The sequence below is a fragment of the Ferrovibrio sp. genome, assembly GCF_036381655.1.
Lineage (GTDB): Bacteria > Pseudomonadota > Alphaproteobacteria > Ferrovibrionales > Ferrovibrionaceae > Ferrovibrio.
In genome coordinates this window covers 46,299-63,911 of sequence record NZ_DASVCJ010000006.1, presented here as the reverse complement: position 1 = coordinate 63,911, position 17,613 = coordinate 46,299, and the positions used below count along the sequence as shown (strand labels likewise).

General features: G+C 65.0%; 15 protein-coding genes and 1 pseudogene. 12 read left to right on the top strand and 4 right to left on the bottom strand.

Annotation, left to right across the window (positions count from 1 at the left end; translation table 11 throughout):
* Positions 1-1,080: an ABC transporter ATP-binding protein gene (locus tag VF194_RS00680; RefSeq protein WP_330887002.1), complete on the bottom strand. Its 1,080-nt coding sequence runs from the start codon at positions 1,078-1,080 to the stop codon at positions 1-3.
* Between the two features lie 4 nt (positions 1,081-1,084).
* Positions 1,085-2,173: a polyamine ABC transporter substrate-binding protein gene (locus VF194_RS00675; RefSeq protein ID WP_330887000.1), complete on the bottom strand. Its 1,089-nt coding sequence runs from the start codon at positions 2,171-2,173 to the stop codon at positions 1,085-1,087.
* Positions 2,174-2,474: 301 nt separating this feature from the next.
* Here VF194_RS00675 and VF194_RS00670 point away from each other — a divergent pair, with 301 nt between their 5' ends.
* Positions 2,475-3,413, top strand: coding sequence for a 2-hydroxyacid dehydrogenase (locus VF194_RS00670; protein ID WP_330886998.1), 939 nt, complete (start codon positions 2,475-2,477; stop codon positions 3,411-3,413).
* 1 nt (position 3,414) lies between these two features.
* Here VF194_RS00670 and VF194_RS00665 read toward each other — a convergent pair whose 3' ends face one another.
* Positions 3,415-4,254 (bottom strand): transglycosylase SLT domain-containing protein, encoded by an 840-nt coding sequence (locus tag VF194_RS00665; protein ID WP_330886996.1) that lies wholly within the window; start codon positions 4,252-4,254, stop codon positions 3,415-3,417.
* Positions 4,255-4,398: 144 nt separating this feature from the next.
* On the opposite strand from VF194_RS00665, the gene VF194_RS00660 reads away from it, so the two are divergent.
* The 4 genes from VF194_RS00660 to VF194_RS00645 all read left to right on the top strand — a co-directional run bounded on the left by VF194_RS00660 (position 4,399) and on the right by VF194_RS00645 (position 7,993).
* Positions 4,399-5,526: a hypothetical protein gene (locus VF194_RS00660; protein WP_330886994.1), complete on the top strand. Its 1,128-nt coding sequence runs from the start codon at positions 4,399-4,401 to the stop codon at positions 5,524-5,526.
* 41 nt (positions 5,527-5,567) lie between these two features.
* Positions 5,568-5,999 carry a rhodanese-like domain-containing protein gene (locus VF194_RS00655; protein WP_330886992.1) on the top strand — a complete coding sequence of 144 codons (432 nt, stop codon included), beginning with the start codon at positions 5,568-5,570 and terminating at the stop codon, positions 5,997-5,999.
* On the top strand, positions 5,996-7,129 hold the full coding sequence (locus VF194_RS00650; RefSeq protein ID WP_330886990.1) for a CaiB/BaiF CoA-transferase family protein: 1,134 nt from the start codon (positions 5,996-5,998) through the stop codon (positions 7,127-7,129). The genes VF194_RS00655 and VF194_RS00650 overlap by 4 nt, the downstream gene beginning before the upstream one ends.
* 81 nt (positions 7,130-7,210) lie before the next feature.
* Entirely contained in the window at positions 7,211-7,993 is a 783-nt protein-coding gene (locus VF194_RS00645; protein ID WP_330886988.1) for an SDR family oxidoreductase, read from the top strand.
* Between the two features lie 51 nt (positions 7,994-8,044).
* Here VF194_RS00645 and VF194_RS00640 read toward each other — a convergent pair whose 3' ends face one another.
* A complete protein-coding gene (locus VF194_RS00640) occupies positions 8,045-8,512 on the bottom strand; it encodes a carboxymuconolactone decarboxylase family protein (RefSeq protein ID WP_330886987.1) in 468 nt (155 codons plus the stop codon).
* A gap of 199 nt (positions 8,513-8,711) precedes the next feature.
* Here VF194_RS00640 and VF194_RS00635 point away from each other — a divergent pair, with 199 nt between their 5' ends.
* The 7 genes and pseudogenes from VF194_RS00635 to VF194_RS00605 form a co-directional block, all read left to right on the top strand.
* Positions 8,712-10,259, top strand: coding sequence for an acyl-CoA carboxylase subunit beta (locus VF194_RS00635; protein ID WP_330886985.1), 1,548 nt, complete (start codon positions 8,712-8,714; stop codon positions 10,257-10,259).
* On the top strand, positions 10,256-11,542 hold the full coding sequence (locus VF194_RS00630) for a GTP cyclohydrolase II (protein WP_330886983.1): 1,287 nt from the start codon (positions 10,256-10,258) through the stop codon (positions 11,540-11,542). The genes VF194_RS00635 and VF194_RS00630 overlap by 4 nt, the downstream gene beginning before the upstream one ends.
* 5 nt (positions 11,543-11,547) lie before the next feature.
* A complete protein-coding gene (locus VF194_RS00625) occupies positions 11,548-12,786 on the top strand; it encodes a URC4/urg3 family protein (RefSeq protein WP_330886981.1) in 1,239 nt (412 codons plus the stop codon).
* Positions 12,787-12,808: 22 nt separating this feature from the next.
* On the top strand, positions 12,809-13,447 hold the full coding sequence (gene upp, locus VF194_RS00620; protein ID WP_330886979.1) for a uracil phosphoribosyltransferase: 639 nt from the start codon (positions 12,809-12,811) through the stop codon (positions 13,445-13,447).
* Between the two features lie 98 nt (positions 13,448-13,545).
* The gene (locus VF194_RS00615; RefSeq protein ID WP_330886977.1) at positions 13,546-14,184 is read left to right on the top strand and encodes a FecR domain-containing protein; all 639 of its coding nucleotides are present in this window, start codon (positions 13,546-13,548) and stop codon (positions 14,182-14,184) included.
* A 342-nt stretch (positions 14,185-14,526) separates the two neighbouring features.
* On the top strand, positions 14,527-15,699 hold the full coding sequence (locus VF194_RS00610) for a type III PLP-dependent enzyme (RefSeq protein WP_330887385.1): 1,173 nt from the start codon (positions 14,527-14,529) through the stop codon (positions 15,697-15,699).
* Between the two features lie 379 nt (positions 15,700-16,078).
* Positions 16,079-17,611, top strand: a pseudogene (locus VF194_RS00605) (PAS domain-containing sensor histidine kinase); the annotation flags it as partial.
* Positions 17,612-17,613 lie beyond the last annotated feature (2 nt).

The following is a 17,613-nucleotide window of genomic DNA, read 5'->3' as shown; positions in this document are numbered from 1 at the left end:
TCACCGATCCGCCAGCGGGACGAGGGCATTGGCATCCCAGGCAAGCCAAACCGTTTCATCGCGTTCGACGATCGGCTCTTGGATCGAGTTCAGTTGCGAGGCCCTGACGGTCTGGCCGTCGGGGAGGCGGATTTCGAGTGTCGTCATGTCGCCGATGTAGTCGATATCGGTGACGATGCCCGAGGCCGTATTGGGCGCGCTCGGTCCGGCCTCGCGGGAAATCTTGATCTGCTCCGGCCGCAACCCGAGCAATTGCCGGCCTCCCGGCTGGGGCTCCGCTCCGTTCATGGGAAATTGCAGCATCATTACGCCGCTGCGCGCCAGCGTCAGTCCGCCGGCCTCCTCCGCGACCACCGCGTCGAACAGATTGATATCCGCCATGAGCGTGGCGACGAACCGGTCGATGGGCCGGTCATAGACCTGCCGAGGCCGATCCACCTGTCGCAGGCGGCCCCGGTCCATCACGGCGACACGGTCGGCGAGCGCCATGGCTTCGTCATTGTCGTGCGTGACGAAGACGAAGGTGATGCCGGTCTGCCGGTTCAGCTTGCGCAACTCGGCCTGGGTCTGCTGACGCAGGCGCTTGTCGAGCGCGGCAAGCGGCTCGTCCAGCAGCAGCAATCGCGGCCGCTTCACCAATGCGCGCGCCAGGGCGACGCGCTGTTGCTGGCCGCCGGACAATTGATGCGGCCTGCGGTCGGCATATGCGGCGATCTCCAGCATCGCCATCGCCTCATCGAGGCGCCGCGCGATCTCGACATTCGGCAACCCTTCCCGGCGCAAACCGAAGGCGATGTTGTCCTTCACTGTCAGATGCGGAAACAGGGCATAAGACTGGAACATCATATTGACCGGCCGCTTGTGCGGCGGCAGGTCCGTGATGTCGCGCCCATCCAGCAGGATCTGCCCGCCATCGGGCGTCTCCAGGCCGGCGATCATCCGCAGCAGGGTGGATTTGCCGCAACCCGATGGCCCCAGCAGGACGAGGCATTCGCCATCCTCGACATCAAGATCGAGGGTGTCGACTGCCGTTTCGTCGCCGTAATGCTTGGAAACGCCCTTCAGGCTGAGAAGGGCCATGGCTTCAGCCGCCGCCTTTCACCCGCGTCCAGGCGCGGGTCAGGATACGCTGCTGCGATTGATTGAACGGCTGCACCGTATAGAGTTGCTTGATCGTCTCGGCTGGAGGGAAGACGTCTTTATCCGCCATGGCGTCCTTGTCGACGAATTGCAGGGAGGCAGGCACGGCATTCGGATATTGCACGGCGTTGGTAATCTTGGCGATTACCTTCGGCTGCAGGATGTAATTGATGAAGATGTGGGCGTTTTCCGCATGGGGCGCATCGGCGGGAATGGCCATCACATCGAACCATTGCTGCGCGCCCTCCCTGGGAAGCAGGTACTGCACATGCACGCCGTTCTTGGCTTCCTCGGCGCGGGCCCTGGCCTGCAGGATGTCGCCGGAATAGCCATAGGCGAGGCAGGCGTCCCCGTTCGCCAGATCGTTGATGTATTGCGACGAATGGAATTTGCGGATGTAGGGGCGCACCTTCATCAGCACCCCCTCCGCCTTGGCGATGCTGGCGGCATCTTTCGAATTGGGATCGAGGCCGAGATATTTCATGGCGGCGACCATGATCTCATCCGGCGCATCCAGCACCTCGACGCCGCAATCGGCGAATTTCGACACCACCTCCGGGTCGAATAGCATGCGCAGGCTGTAGGCCGGCGGGTTCGGCAGGCGCTGTTTGATCTTGTCGGGGTTGAGTCCGATTCCGCTGGTGCCCCACATGTAGATGGCCGCGTGCGCGTTTCCGGGATCGTATTTGGCCAGCCGCTCCATCAGCGCCGGATCGAGGTTCTTCAGATTGGGAATCTTGCTCTTGTCCAGCGGCTGCAGCAGCTTCGCCTGCACCTGCCGCGCCATGTAATACTGCGTCGGCACCACGACATCGTAGCCGGTCTTGCCGGCCAGCAGCTTGGCTTCCAGCGTGTCGTTGGAATCGTAGACGTCGTAGCGGACCTTGATGCCCGTATCCTGCTCGAAAGCCTGCAGGACCGCCGGGGCGATGTAATCGGACCAGTTGTAGACATTGACCACCTTTTCCTGCGCTCCCGCGGGCAGGGCGGTCAGGATGGCGGCGCATCCAAGGATGAGGGCGGAAAGGCGCATGATTCGGCTCCCGTAAGGTCGGCAGATTATGACGGTCGCGTTATCGGCCGGCAATGTCGGCTCGCGACGGGCCCGGTCCCATTCGCGCTCCCGGGGCCGTTGCCCCGGATGTCGGGTCGCGGTGGAATCGGGCTTGGTGGAATCCGGGCCTGGGGTGGATCGGGTGCCGGGCGATTCGGCGGTTCGGCCGGATCGTGGGGCCGGGTCGGATCATGGGCCGCCGCCGCCGGATGCCATGCCTTGCGGTGCGCCAGCCGATCCCATTACGCTGCAAGATATCAGATGCTAGGGAGTATGTTGGATGGCCGTTGAGATTCTGCAAACCACGCCGTTGCCGCCAGTGATCGAGGAGATCCTGCAGCGGGACTATACCGTGCATCGGCTGTGGCAGGCTTCCGACCGCAATGCATTGATCCGCGAGGCCTCGGGCCGGGTCCGCGGGCTGGTGACGTCGGGCAGTGTGGGAGCGGATCGCGCCCTGATCGAAGCCCTGCCCAGGCTTGAGATCATTTCCAGTTTCGGAGTCGGTTACGATCCGATCGACATCGCTTGCGCCAAGGAACGCAAGGTGATTGTCACCAATACGCCGGATGTGCTCACCGACGATGTCGCCGATATCGCGATGGTGCTGCTGCTCAGCGTGATGCGGCGCATTCCGCAAGGCGATCAGTTCGTCCGTCAGGGACAATGGCCCAAGGCCAAGTTCCCGCTGACCGAAAAGCTCGGCGGCAAGGTGATGGGGATCGTCGGGCTTGGCCGCATCGGCCAGGCCATCGCGCGGCGCGCCGAACCCTTCGGCGTCGAAATCTGCTATTTCGGACCGCGCCGCAAGAACGACCTGCCGTATCGCTATTATGATAACCTCACGGCCATGGCGAAGGATGTCGATATCCTGATGATCGCCTGCCCGGGCGGACGGGAAACCGAAGGCATCGTCAACGCCGAGGTGATCGCGGCGCTCGGCGACAAGGGTTATGTCGTCAACATCGCGCGCGGCAGCGTGGTCGAGGAACCGGCGCTGGTGAAGGCGTTGGTTGAAGGCAAGATCGCCGGCGCCGGGCTCGATGTCTTCGCCGACGAGCCGCATGTGCCGGAGGCGCTGCTAAGCCTCGAGAACGTCGTGCTGACGCCGCATGTCGGCAGCGGCACCCATCAGACCCGCCGTGCGATGGGCGAGCTGGTGTTGCAGAACCTGGCGGCGCATTTTGGCGGCCGTCCGGTACTCACCCGCGTCGTCTGAATTACCAGGAGCTGTCGATGTCGCTGCCGGGCTTTTTCCGGTCGCGTAGCATCATGTCGCGCAAGGCCTCGAAAGCCATGATCTTGACGGCTTGATCGGTGATGCGGCGCTGTTCGGCCAGATGGTTGGCCACGGCAGATATCCGGGGCCTGCCGGTGGTGGGGGGCAGATCAAGACCCTGGATGTTGTTGGCGAGCTTGCGCTGGAAGTCGGCGTAGATATCGCCGACGCTGCGCGGCTGGCCATCGGCCGTATAGAACACGCTGCGGTTTGCCGCGGCCGCCTCGGGGAGCAGGGCGGCGGCGCTTTGCGAGGGATCGTCCAGCCTGGCGGCCAGGAATTTCCCGGCGCCGGCGGCGCCGAGGAAGTGCCCCAGATAGAGATCGACGCTGTTCAGATCGACGCCAAGTTCGCGGGACAGGGCCTGCTCGTTGCTGCGGGCATATTCGGCGGCCATGACGGAAGCGATGCGCGGATCGTCACGCAGCGCCAGGATTTCGCGGCGCGCCTCGGCATCCCCGACCCGTGGCCGGCCATCGCTGCCGGTCGAAATCTGCTGGGCCTGCGCGGCCAGGCCGTATTTGCTGCCGTGATCGCGGACCAATTCGAGCCAGGTGCTCTCGACGAACTGGAACAGCCCGCGGGCCGAACTGGTCCTGGCCTGGGCATTCGGCTGGAAACCGCTTTCCTGGCCGGCCTGGGCGACCAGATAGGCGAAATCGACGCCGGTGCGGTGGCTGGCCTGCCGCAAGGTCGACAGCAGTTCATAGCTCACCTGATGACCGCCGATGCGGTAGGTGTCCGGGCGTAGGGCGGCGGAAGGCGCGGAAATCGGGGCCATGGACTCGTGATTGCCTCGTCTGAACTGTCCCGTCCTTAACCGCCTGGGCGCAAAGATTCCGTTAATATCTTCCGGATTGCAACAAGCCATTGTAGTTGCGGGATTTTTAGAGCAAACAGATAGCGGGGTTGATTGGGGGATGCGGTGGAGGGTTTCGTCTCCGCGATAGCCGGCCGTCTGGCGGCCTATTGGACGATATTCGACTGGACGGGCGAGGGTCCGTGGCTTGCCATGCTGTTGCTTCTCGTGGGCGGCGTTGGCGTGCCGGTTGGCGTCTACGAGATATTCGACCGCTGGGCGGCCCGTCGGCTGCGCGTCGACACGGTGGCCCTGGCGACCCGCTATGGCGGCTTCATGAATTCCTGGGCGGTATTCGGCCGCCATGCGAGCGAATACCGGGACGTGAGGCCGCTGTTTCCCGGGGCTTTGGCGGCGGAACTGGCGCGGTTCGGCGACGGCACCGCGGTCATGGCCGCCCGCTTCCGCAATGCGGCGGATGCCGATACTGCGGCGGCGCAACGTTTCGCCAGCTTTGCCGCGCAGGGCGTGGAATACGCCGAGGCAGGCCTGTCGTTTCAGCTAAGCGGCGAGAAACCCGGCAGCTATGCCTGCGGCCAGTGGCTGGTGATCGGGGCCATGCTGTTCGCCTTTTACGGACCGGACTCGGCTGCGCTCAAGCGGCGCCGGCAGGCGACGCCGGCGTTGCGGGCCCGCCGCTTTCCCGGTCCCTTGCGGTTGCTGCACAGCCGTTGGGGACATGGGTTGCTGATCTCCGCCTGGATGGGAGCCGCGATCATCGGCGCGGGGCAGATGCTGGAAACCGCCGCGCAGCGTCGCGGGGAGGGCGGGCCGGTCCCGGAGGTCGTGCTGCGCCAGCGTCTCGCCGCGCTCGCCGAGCGCGGCATTCCCGTCGTCACCTGGAGCGAAGGCGATGCCCTGATGATCGCCGAGCGGCCCGACGATCTGCGCAGCAAGGATTTTGACATCCTGGCCGGCCGCAACTGGCTCAGCGGCCTGCGCCTGCGATTTGATCCCGGCCATAACAGCGTCAGTGCGCTGCTGCTGGTCGGGCGGTCCGCTCCGGGGCAGGATGGCATGGCTGCGGCGCTGCCCGATACCTGGCACAACAACGCCCTGCTGTTCGACCCGGACGATCCCCTGATGATGTCGGTTCGGGATGCAATACAATCCGCGGGATGGACATGGCGGCCCCGGCTCTGGCCCGATTGCAGCATTGACTGGCGCGGGGCATGGTCTCGCCTGCATTGGTGACTTATAGTCAGCCTCCCCAGGCAATACGGGAGGACGCCACCATGCCCAAAGGCTACAAGGCCATGCTGGAAGAGGCGCTGGCGCAGATCGTCACGCTGACGCCGCAGGAAGCCGCCGAACAGCTTGGCAAACCGGACGTGGTTTTTGTGGATCTGCGGGATCCGCGCGAGCTTGAACGCGAAGGCATGATCCCGAATGCCTTTCATGCCACGCGCGGCATGCTGGAATTCTGGATCGATCCCGAAAGCCCGTATCACAAACCGGTTTTCGCTCCCGAGGCGCAGGCCAAGACGCAATACATCTTTTACTGCACCGGTGGCTGGCGCTCGGCGCTCGCCGGCAAGACTGCAAAGGAGATGGGTCTGGTGAACGTGGCCCATATCCATGGCGGCCTCGGCGAGTGGAAGAAGGCCAACCTGCCGACGGTGGAGTGGAAGCCGAAGACCGCCAAACCGGTAGGTGAAAAGCAATGAGCGGCCCGCTGACCGGATTGAAAGTGATCGAGATGCCGGCGATCGGCCCCGTGCCGTTTTGCGGCATGCTGCTCGCCGATCTCGGGGCTGACGTTCTGCGCATCGATCGCGTCGGCGAGTCCGATCTCGGCCTGAAGGTCGAAACCAAATATGCGTTGAACGGACGCGGCAAGCGCTCGCTGGCGCTCGATCTGAAGGATGCCAAGGCGATCCGCCTGATGCTGGAGCTGATCGCGAAAGCCGATGTTCTGATCGAAGGCTTCCGCCCTGGCGTGATGGAGCGCCTGGGTCTTGGGCCGGATGTTGCGCTCGACCGCAATCCGAAACTCGTCTACGGGCGCATGACGGGCTGGGGGCAGGAAGGGCCGCTGGCTTCCGCCGCCGGGCATGACATCAATTACATCGCGCTGACCGGCGCGCTGCATGCGATCGGCCTCAAGGACGGCAAGCCGGTGCCGCCGCTCAATCTGGTCGGCGATTTCGGCGGCGGCTCGCTCTACCTGGCGATGGGCGTGCTGGCGGCGCTGTATGAGCGGCAGCAATCCGGCCGCGGCCAGGTGGTCGATGCGGCCATGGTGGATGGCGCTGCCTCCTTGATGACCGGCTTCTACGGCATGATGGGAGCCGGAATCTGGTCGGATCGGCGCGGCAGCAACATCCTCGATACGGGCGCGCCCTGGTACGACACCTATGAATGCAAGGACGGCCTCTTCATTTCGATCGGTTCGATCGAAGGCAAGTTCTACGCCGAACTGATCAAGGTGCTCGGGCTCGATCCGGCGACTCTGCCGAAGCAGTATGATCGCCGGAACTGGGAGATTTTACGCTCCGCTTTCGCCGCCAGCTTCAGGACGAAATCGCGCGATGAATGGTGCGCGCTGATGGAAGGCACCGATATCTGCTTTGCGCCCGTCCTGTCGCTCGAGGAGGCGCCGAAGCATAAGCACATGGCGGCGCGGAAGACCTTCGCCGAAATCGGCGGCGTGGTTCAGCCAAGCCCGGCGCCGCGCTTCTCCCGCACCCCCGGAGCCATTCGCTCCGCCCCGGTCGAGCGCGACCAGGGTGGCGCCGAGGCGCTGCGCGACTGGGGCGTGGCTTCGGAAACGGAGTATGCCGCATCCGCCGAATGACGGCGGCTTCAGGCAAACGACATCAAAATCCCCCCGGAAAAGACAAGCCGGAAAAGACGAAAAAGACGAAGGAGAGTCATCATGGATTTTGGCATCAAAGGACGTAACGCTCTGGTTTGCGCGGCCAGCAAGGGGCTCGGCTTCGGTTGCGCGATGGCCTTGGCCAAGGAAGGCGTCAACGTCACCATCACTGCCCGCGGCGCGGAAGCGCTGGAGGCAGCGGCCAAGGCCATCCGGGAGGCCGCGCCGGGCGTCACCGTGAAAACCGTCGCCGGCGACATCACCACCGCGGACGGACGCGAGCAGGCCCTGGCAGCGGCCGGACAGATCGACATCCTCGTCAACAATGCCGGCGGACCGCCGCCGGGCGATTTCCGCGACTGGGATCGCGATGTCTGGATCAAGGCGCTGGATGCGAACATGATCACGCCGATCCTGCTGACCAAGGCGGTGGTCGACGGCATGGCCGAGCGCAAATTCGGCCGCATCGTCAACATCACCTCCAGTTCGGTGAAGGCGCCGATCCCGATCCTGGGCCTGTCGAACGGCGCCCGCGCCGGTTTGACCGGCTTCATCGGCGGCGTCGCCCGTCAGGTCGCCAAGCACGGGGTCACCATCAACAACCTGCTGCCGGGACGTTTTCTCACCGACCGGCTGAAGGGCACGATCGGCGCCCAGAGCAAAAAGAGCGGAGCAGAGCTCGAAGCGGAATTCCAGAAGCAGGCTGCCACCATTCCCGCCGGCCGTTTCGGCACGGCGGAAGAATTCGGACAGGTCTGCGCCTTCATGTGCTCCGTTCCGGCCGGCTATCTGACCGCGCAGAACATTCTGCTCGATGGCGGCAATTATCCGGGCACGTTCTAACAGCGGCGCGAGGGGGCGTAAGCCCCCTCCGCCCGAGGGTCGCCATCGGCGTTACGCTGCCGGCTTGTCCTTGGCATCCACCGGATGCTGGGCGCGGAACCCGACTTGCAGCCGGTTCCACACGTTGATCGCGCCGATCAGCATCGTCAGCTGTACCTGCTCGGCCTCGCTGAATTCGGCTTTCACCAGATCGTAATCGGCATCCGGCGCGCCCGTTTCGGCCAGCCGGGTCAGGGCCTCCGTCCAGGCCAGGGCCGCCCGTTCCCGCTTGCTGTAGAGCGGCGATTCCCGCCAGGCATTCAGCATGTACAGCCGCATCTCGCTTTCGCCCTGCTTGCGGGCGTCGGATGTATGCATGTGAATGCAAAAGGCGCAGCCATTGATCTGGGAGGCGCGCAGCTTCACCAGATCACGCAGGCCAGGTTCCAGGCTGCTTTTCTCGAAACTGGCTTCCAGGGCCAGCATCGCCTTGACCTGCTCGGGAGCCAGCTTGATATGGTCTTTCACTCGGGGGGACATCGCTTTCTCCATCACGCACCATGCGTGTTCAGTCTTAAAGACGCCCCAGCCCCGATTTTGTGACAGGCCGCGGGGGGGGCTTTCCTGAAACCCTGGCTTTCCCTGGGGTTAAGCTCCCGCGACAGCCTGTCCAACCCATTGTGCGCCCCCGAGGCGGGCGTTACACTCCATTGCTTTCCAGTGCCACAGGGCCATGAAAATGAGCTGGGAAGCTGAAATCACCGAACTGCGCCGCCGTGAGGAACTGGCTCGCCGTATGGGCGGGCCGGAGAAGGTCAAGCGCCAGCATGATGGCGGCAAGCTGACGGTCCGCGAACGCATCGAGCGGCTGCTCGATCCCGGCTCTTTCCATGAAATCGGCGCCATCGCCGGCCGCGGGCAATACGACGACGATGGCAACCTGATCGATTTCAGTCCGACCAACTTCGTGTTCGGCCGGGGCCGCATAGAAGGCCGGCCGGTAGTGGTCGGCGGCGATGATTTCACCGTGCGCGGCGGCGCTGCCGATGCCTCGATCTGGGAGAAGCAGGTCATGGCCGAGCAGATGTCGCATGAACTGCGCCTGCCGATGGTGCGCCTCGTCGACGGCACCGGCGGCGGCGGCTCGGTCAAGTCGCTCGAGATGGATGGCCGCACCTATGTGCCGCGCATGCCGGGCTGGCAGCATGTGGTCGCGAACCTGAACACCGTGCCGGTGGTGGCTTTGGCGCTGGGCTCGGTGGCCGGCCTGGGCGCGGCGCGCGCGGTCAGCAGCCATTTCTGCGTCATGGTCGAGAATATCTCGCAGATGTTCATCGCGGGGCCGCCGGTCGTCGCCCGCACCGGGGTCGAGATGACCAAGGAAGAACTCGGCGGCAGCGAGATCCATACGCGCGCCGGGGCGGCGGACCTGGCGGTCGCCAGCGAGGAGGAGGCCTTCGCGGCGGCGCGGCGCTTCCTGTCCTACCTGCCGCAATCGATTTACGAGCTGCCCGCCCGCATCGCGCCGAGCGACGATCCGAACCGCCGCGATGAACGTCTGCTGTCGATCGTGCCGCGCGACCGCCGCCGCGTCTACAAGATGCGCGAGATCATCGACATGACGGTGGATCAGGGCAGCTTCTTCGAGATGGGCCGCATGTACGGCCGTTCGTCGATCACCGGCCTGGCCCGCCTGGATGGCTGGCCGGTCGCGATCCTGGCCAGCGATCCGTATCATTACGGTGGCGGCTGGACCGCCGATGCGGCGCATAAGATCACCCGCTTCGTCGATCTGGCGCAGACTTTCCATCTGCCGGTGGTGCATTTCGTCGACATCCCCGGCTTCCTGATCGGGCCCGAGGCCGAGCAGGCCGGAACCATCCGCCACGGGGCGAGGGCGATGGCGGCGGTGTATCAGGCGAGCGTGCCCTGGTGCTCGATCTTGGTGCGCAAGTCCTTCGGCGTCGCCGGGGCAGCCCATTCTAATCACAGCCGGCTGCAATACCGCTACGCCTGGCCGTCCGGCGATTGGGGCAGCCTGCCGCTGGAAGGCGGTATCGAGGCGGCCTATCGCGCCGAGCTGGAGAAGTCCGCCGATCCCGCGGCGCTGCTCAAGCAGATCGAGGACCGGCTGAACAAGGTGCGTTCGCCGTTCCGCACGGCGGAAGCCTTCCTGGTGGAAGAGATCATCGATCCGCGCGATACGCGGCCATTGCTGTGTGAGTTTGCCAATCTGGCGGCGCCCTTGCGCCAGCCGGGCCCCTCAACCTTCGGGTATAGACCATGACAACGACCGACATCCCGAATATTCCGAATCAGAAGAAGCCGGCTCCGAAACCGATCGTTCTGACCTCGCATCCCAGCAAGGCGGAAAGCGCCAGGCCGCTGCCGATCGAGTGGGGGGCCGCCGATCCGATCCAGCGCGGCCCGATCGTCGCCACGCTGAAGAATCCGGGCGGCAAAAATGCCATCGGCACGCATTCCGGCGCCTATTCGCTGTATCGCGCGCTGGCGGTGGCGGCCGGCCAGCTCAACGCCGACCATCGTCCGGACCTGACGAACACCACCCCGGCCGAGCCGATCGGCCCCTTCCCGCAATGGGCCGATCCGGAGAAGATCGTCTCGCTCGATCCCTGGGGCCACATGACCAGCGAGGTCTTTGCCCAGCAAATCGCCGCCGGCTGGGATATCCGCCCGACCATCGCGGTCACCAAGGCGCATATCAACATGCCGGAACTGCAGCAGGCGATACAGGCCGGCCGCCTGAAGCCGGACGGCAATATCCTGGCGGCGAACGGCGACGTGAAGGTCACCAAGATGGCGGTCGAGCCGGTCTGGTGGCTGCCGAGCATCGCCAAGCGTTTCAAGATCAGCGAGACCGAGCTGCGCCGCGGCTTGTTCGAGCAGACCGGCGGCATGTTCCCCGAACTGGTGACCCGTCCGGACCTCAAGGTCTTCCTGCCTCCGATCGGCGGCATGACGGTCTACCTGTTCGGCGACCCGGCCAAGCTGGGCAAGACGGAGACCAGGATCGCCTGCCGGGTGCATGACGAATGCAACGGCTCGGATGTGTTCGGTTCGGACATCTGCACCTGCCGGCCGTATCTCGCGCATGGCATCGAGGTCTGCATCGAGACGGCGCAGCAGGGCGGCGTCGGCGTCATCGTCTACAACCGCAAGGAAGGCCGCGCTTTGGGCGAGGTGACCAAGTTCCTCGTCTACAATGCGCGCAAGCGCCAGGAGGGCGGCGACCGGGCCGAGGCCTATTTCCAGCGCACGGAATGCGTCGCCGGCGTGCAGGATATGCGCTTTCAGGAACTCATGCCGGATGTGCTGCACTGGCTCGGCATCAGCCGCATCGACCGTCTGGTTTCGATGAGCAACATGAAGTATCAACCGATCGTCGATAGCGGCATCGAGGTGGTCGAGCGCGTGCCGATCCCGGATGAACTGATTCCGGCCGACGCGAAGGTGGAGATGGATGCCAAGAAGGCGGCCGGCTATTTCACCGACAAGGTACCGGATAGCGACGAGTTGAAGCGGGCGAAGGGCCGGAAGCTCGAGGAGTAGGATTGGTGGGTGATTTGCAGGATCCGGCGCAGGCTGTTGCCTGGCTGCGCACGCCGGAAGCGATCCGTTTGCGCTGTCATGAGCTACTGGCCTTGGGCGAGCGCGATGCCTTGCCCAATTTCCATGTGCATTTCAAAGCCCTGCCGGCTGCCGCGGATTATGTGGCGGCCGTTATCCGCGAGAATTATCCGACCCTGGAAATTCCCTATCACGCCCGCTGGCGGCATTTCGCGGCCGGCGGCGTCGACCGCTGGGGCCGCTTGGCGAGCGAGTTGCGGGGCCGGGACAAGGACGAGGTCGCGCGCATCCGCTTCGATCTATGCGTCACCAGCGTGCTGCTCGATGCCGGCGCCGGCCCGGATTGGCGATATGAGGAAGCTGCAACCGGCCAGAGGCTTGCCCGCTCCGAAGGCCTGGCGGTGGCGAGCCTGCATGCCTTCCGGGCCGGGCTGTTCTCCGGCGACAAGGACCGGTCGCTGCGGGCCGATGCGGCGGGGCTGCTGCCGCTGCCGCCGAACGCCATCGAAAAGGCGTTCCAGGTCGGCAGCGGGAATCCGTTGGTCGGCGTGGAAGGGCGGGCGGCGCTGATGCGCAATCTGGGCGCGGCGTTGAAGGCGCGCCCCGACCTGTTCGGCGAGGAGCGCCGCATCGGCGGCCTCTACGACTATCTGAAGGCATCCGCCGTCGATGGAAAACTGCCGGCGCGCGCCATTCTCGCTGCCATTCTGGAAGGGCTGGCGCCGATCTGGCCCTCGCGGATGACGATCGACGGCGCCAATCTCGGCGATGTCTGGCGGCACCGCGCCATCGTCAGCGGCGACCTGACCAGCGGCCTGGTGCCGTTCCATAAGCTCTCGCAGTGGCTGACCTATTCTCTGGTCGAGATTTTCGAGGAGGCCGGCATCTCCGTCACCGGCCTCGACGACCTCACCGGCCTGCCGGAATACCGCAACGGCGGGCTGTTCCTGGATACCGGCGTGCTGTCCCTGCGGCATGAGGCGCTGGCGAAATATGCGCTGCCCGTCGAGGACGAAGCGGTGGTTGAGTGGCGTGCCCTGACGCTGGCCTTGCTCGACCGCATCGCCGACCCGGTGCGCGAACGTCTGGGCAAGAGCCGGGCCGAGCTGCCGCTCGCCCGCATCCTGGAAGGCGGCACCTGGGCTGCCGGCCGCAAGATCGCGCGGGAAAAGCGGCCGGATGGCAGCCCGCCGATCAGGGTGATCAGCGACGGGACGGTTTTTTGAGTTCGACTCGGGGGAAGCAGCGATGAACGCATTTCCGAATGTCACCGTGGTCAGCCATCCGCTGGTGCAGCACAAGCTCACCCTGCTGCGCCGCAGGGAGGTTTCGACCGCGGAGTTCCGCCGGCTGGTGCGCGAGGTCAGCCTGCTGCTGGCCTATGAGGTGACGCGCGATTTGCCTTTGGAGAAGGTCGAGATCGAAACCCCGCTGGAGCCGATGAAGGCGCCGCTGCTGGCCGGCAAGAAGCTCTGCTTCGTTTCGATCCTGCGGGCCGGCAACGGCATCCTGGACGGCATGCTCGATCTGGTGCCTTCGGCCCGCGTCGGCCATGTCGGCCTCTATCGCGATCCGGAGACCCTCGTTCCGGTCGAGTATTATCTCAAGCTGCCGGAGGATATCCGCGAACGCCTGGTCATCGTGGTCGACCCGATGCTGGCCACGGGGCATTCCGCGGCCGCCGCCGTGACGCGGATGAAAGAGGCCGGTGCCACGCAGATCAAGTTCGTCTGCCTGCTGACCGCGCCGGAGGGATTGCAGGTCATGCAGGACAACCATCCGGATGTGCCGATCTTCACCTGCGCCATCGACCGCCAGCTCGACGATCACGGCTATATCCGTCCGGGCCTCGGCGATGCCGGCGACCGGATCTACGGCACCAAATAGCGCGCTCAAATAAGTCCGATTCGTAGCTGCCATCACAGCGGCCGGCGCAAATCGCGCGCATAGTGCGCGCAATCCTCACATTTGCCCGGAGCCGTCTCATGGCTGCCTCTCTTTACCGCCGCGCCTTGCGCGCATCCCTCACGCTTGCCGTTGCAGCAATTGCCGGCTACGCCGCCCAGAGCTGGGCGGCCCCGGATCATCCCGGCATGGCGCCGGAAGATGTCATGCCCGCCGCCGCGACCACTGCGCCGAAGATAGTGGGGCAGGAATTGCAGGGCGGCCGTCCGGTCGTCCTCGGCAGTCGGATCGCCAGCGGCCCGGGCTCGGGCATGAAGTTCCTGCTGAACGATCGGACGGCTCTGATCATCGGTCCCAACAGCTCTCTCCGGGTCGACGAATTCGAGGCCGACCGCGTGGTGCTGCAGATCGAACGGGGCAGCTTCCAGTTGGATTCCGCCAATCCCGGGAACGTCTATGTGGTTCTGCCGACCGCCACCGTCGCCGTGAAGGCGGCCACCGTGGCGGGACGCATCGGGCCGGATGCGACCGAGGTGGCGCTGCTCAGTGTCGGCCGCGCCGAGGTGACCGGCTTCGGCGGGCAGGTGGTGCATCTGGAGCAGGCCGGACAGATGACGCGGATCGTCGGCCTGGGAGCGCCGAGCCGGCCGGCATCGCTGTCACCGCAGCAATTGCGCGGCTTCATCGGGCTGCCAAGCCAGCTCGCCGCTCTGTACTGACCGGCTGGCGCCTCTCTTGGCGGCGCCGGCCGCTAGCGATGGGAGCCGCGCCTCGTGCGGCGCGCCGCGCTGTCCGCCGCCGCGCGCGACTCGCGCCGTCGTGGCACCGAGGACACGCCCGCTGCAAAATATTTTTATGCGGCCACGATTTCCTATTGCATCGAGGGGCGAATGCTGTAAATAGCGCTTCATTGACGCACCCGCACGTGCCGATGGCCCCTGGCAGGTTATGCAACGACGAACGCGTCTCTTTTGGTGGCGTAGCGCGAGCTACGTCGGGTTCAGAGCCGGTCCGAGAGGGAAGTTTCGATGCTTGCAGCTGCTGGCCGCACGACGACCCGTATGCGACGTTCCTCGTCCAAGTCGCGTATTGAACAGGGGCAACTCACCCCCAAACTGCAGAAGTTCCTCGCCGAGTCCAAGGATCGCGACCCGTTCCTGGTCGTGGACGTGGATGTCGTCGAGCAGAATTACCGCGAGCTGCGGCGGCTTTTGCCGCATGCCCGCGTCTACTACGCCATCAAGGCCAATCCGGCGCCGGAAATCCTGCGCCGCCTGCGGTCGCTGGGCTCCAATTTCGACACCGCCTCGGCCGGCGAGATCGAGCAGTGCCTGAGCCTGGGCATTACGCCGGACCGCATCTCCTTCGGCAACACGATCAAGAAGAAGCGCGACATCGCCTGGGCCTTCGACAAGGGCGTGCGGCTTTATGCCTTCGACTCGCTCTGCGAGCTGGAGAAGCTGGCTGAGGTCGCCCCGGGCTCGCAGGTCTTCTGCCGCGTTCTGATGGAATGCGAAGGGGCCGAATGGCCGCTGTCGCGGAAATTCGGCTGCGCGCCGCACATGGCTGCCGATCTGCTGGTCAAGGCGCGTGCGCTCGGGCTCGACCCCTACGGCATCTCCTTCCATGTCGGCTCGCAGCAGACCGATCTGAACCAGTGGGACAAGGCGGTCGCCCAGGTTTCGCAGATGTTCACCGTGCTGCAGCAGCACGACGTCGAGCTGCGCATGGTCAATCTCGGCGGCGGCTTTCCGGCGCGCTATCGCTCCGACGTGCCGATGCTGGAGGCCTATGCCCAGGCGATCGGCAACGCCATGACCAAGCATTTCGGCAACAACCTGCCGGACATGATCATCGAGCCGGGCCGCGGCCTGGTCGGCGATGCCGGCGTCATTCAGGCCGAGGTCGTGCTGATTTCGGAGAAGGATTACGGCGACGATCGGCGCTGGGTCTATCTCGATATCGGCAAGTTCTCCGGCCTGGCCGAGACCATGGACGAGGCGATCAAATACCGCATCGTCACGCCGCATGACGGGGGACCGACCGGCCCGGTGGCGCTGGCCGGCCCGAGCTGCGACAGCGCCGACATTCTCTACGAGAAGACGGACTACCATCTGCCGCTGGCCCTGCGAGTCGGCGACAAGGTCCAGATCCTGTCCACCGGGGCCTATACGACGACCTATTCGTCGGTAGGGTTTAACGGCTTCCCGCCGCTGAAGAGCTACTGCATCTAAGGGACCGGCAGGAGATTCACCCACCGGGTTGCGAAGGGCTGGCGGCGCAGGCTGCCGGCCCTTTTTGCTACCTGCTCGCCGCTGAACGACGGGGCGCGGCCCGGCTTTCCAGCCGGAATTTGCCCGATTCCCGATATCCTTAGCATGAATCTGGCGTTTTCTATTGCGGAGGCCGGCGAGCTATGTGACAACTTCTCGCCCCAATAATGACGCGTATAACGGGCAATCCGGGTGGCCGTTGGGAGATTACGGTTCGCCAGGCGCATGATTTTTGCCACCGTATCTGTCCCGGGCGCCGGGATCGCCAGTGCTGTAATCGAATGCCTGTGGGCTAAAGGGGGGAGCGTTGAGCAAGCCGCCTTACGGCGACGACCGGTTCATGGCTGCGCTGGGCCGTCACCAGGACGCGCCGGGAGCGCAGGCCGGCGCGGGCTCCGATCCAGCCGACACATTGCTCTATGAGGCCCTCGACACGGTGGGCGAGGGGCTGGCGGTCTGGGATGCCGGGCCCAACCTGATCCGCTTCAACCGCCGGCTGGCGGAATTGTTCAGCTTCGCTCCCGGAGAAATCCAGCCCGGCTTGTCGGCAAAGGATTTCCTCTGGCTGCTGATCGACCGTGGCACCGTGACCATCCGCGCCGAAGAGGCGGCCGCCTGGATCGACGCCTATATCGATGCGTCCACCAAGGCGGATCGCAAGCAGGAGGTCCGGCTGACCGACGGCACCTGGCTGAATTTCGACTGGCGGCGGCTGCCCAGCGGCGGGTATGTATCGGTCTTCACCGATATCACGCTGCGCAAACGGGCGCAGATCCGGCTGCGCCAGGCCGAGGCGAAGTACCGCCAGATTTTCGACAACGTCCATGAAGGCATCATCCAGGAAACCCCGGAGGGCCGGGTGCTGGCGATCAACCGGGCCGGCGCCGAGATTTTCGGCTTCCATTCGCCGGAGGAGATGCTGGCCAATGTCACGCGCGCCGGCGAGCAGCTCTACGTCAACCCTGACCGCCGCCAGGAGCTGCTGAGGCAGCTCGAGCGATATGGCGTGGTCCGCGACTTCCGCTCGGAGATGCGCCGCCGCGACGGCAGCTCCATCTGGGTATCGAAGACGCTGCGCCGCGTCGCCGACGACCGCGGCAATGCCGTGATGATCGAAGGCATGTTCCGCGACGTGAGCCGGCAGCGTCATGCCGAGCAGCAACTGATGCTGGCCAAGGACCAGGCCGAGGCCGCGAACCGGGCCAAGTCGGATTTCCTGGCTAATATGAGCCATGAACTGCGCACGCCCCTGAATGCGATCCTCGGCTTCTCGCAGGTCCTGCTGCACGAGATGATGGGGCCGCTGGGCAATGCGAAATACCGCGAATACTGCCGTGACATCGTCGCCAGCGGCGAGCATCTGCTGTCGCTGATCAACGACATCCTCGACATGGCCAAGGTCGAATCCGGCATGATGAGCCTGGAAGAGGAATGGATCGACCTGAGCGAAAGCCTGGACGCCGCTCTGCTGCTGGTGCGCGAGCGCGCCAATGCCAGCGAGATCACCATCCGCAAGGTCATGCCGACGCCCTCGCCGTCGATCTGGGGCGATTCGCGCCGCCTGCGTCAGGTCTGGATCAATCTGTTCAGCAACGCCGTGAAGTTCACGCCGCGCGGCGGCAGTGTCGATATCCGCTGCGATATCGGGCCGGACGGCAGCTTCGAGGTGGTTGTCGCCGATACCGGGATCGGCATTGCCGAGGAGGATATCGAGCGGGTTCAGCAGCCCTTCAGCCAGGTCGCCAACGCCCTGTCGCGCAGCCATGAAGGCACCGGCCTCGGCCTGTCGCTGTCGCGCAGCCTGATCGAGCTGCATGGCGGCGAGTTGCATATCGAAAGCCAGGTCGGCGTCGGCACGACGGTAACCGTCTGTCT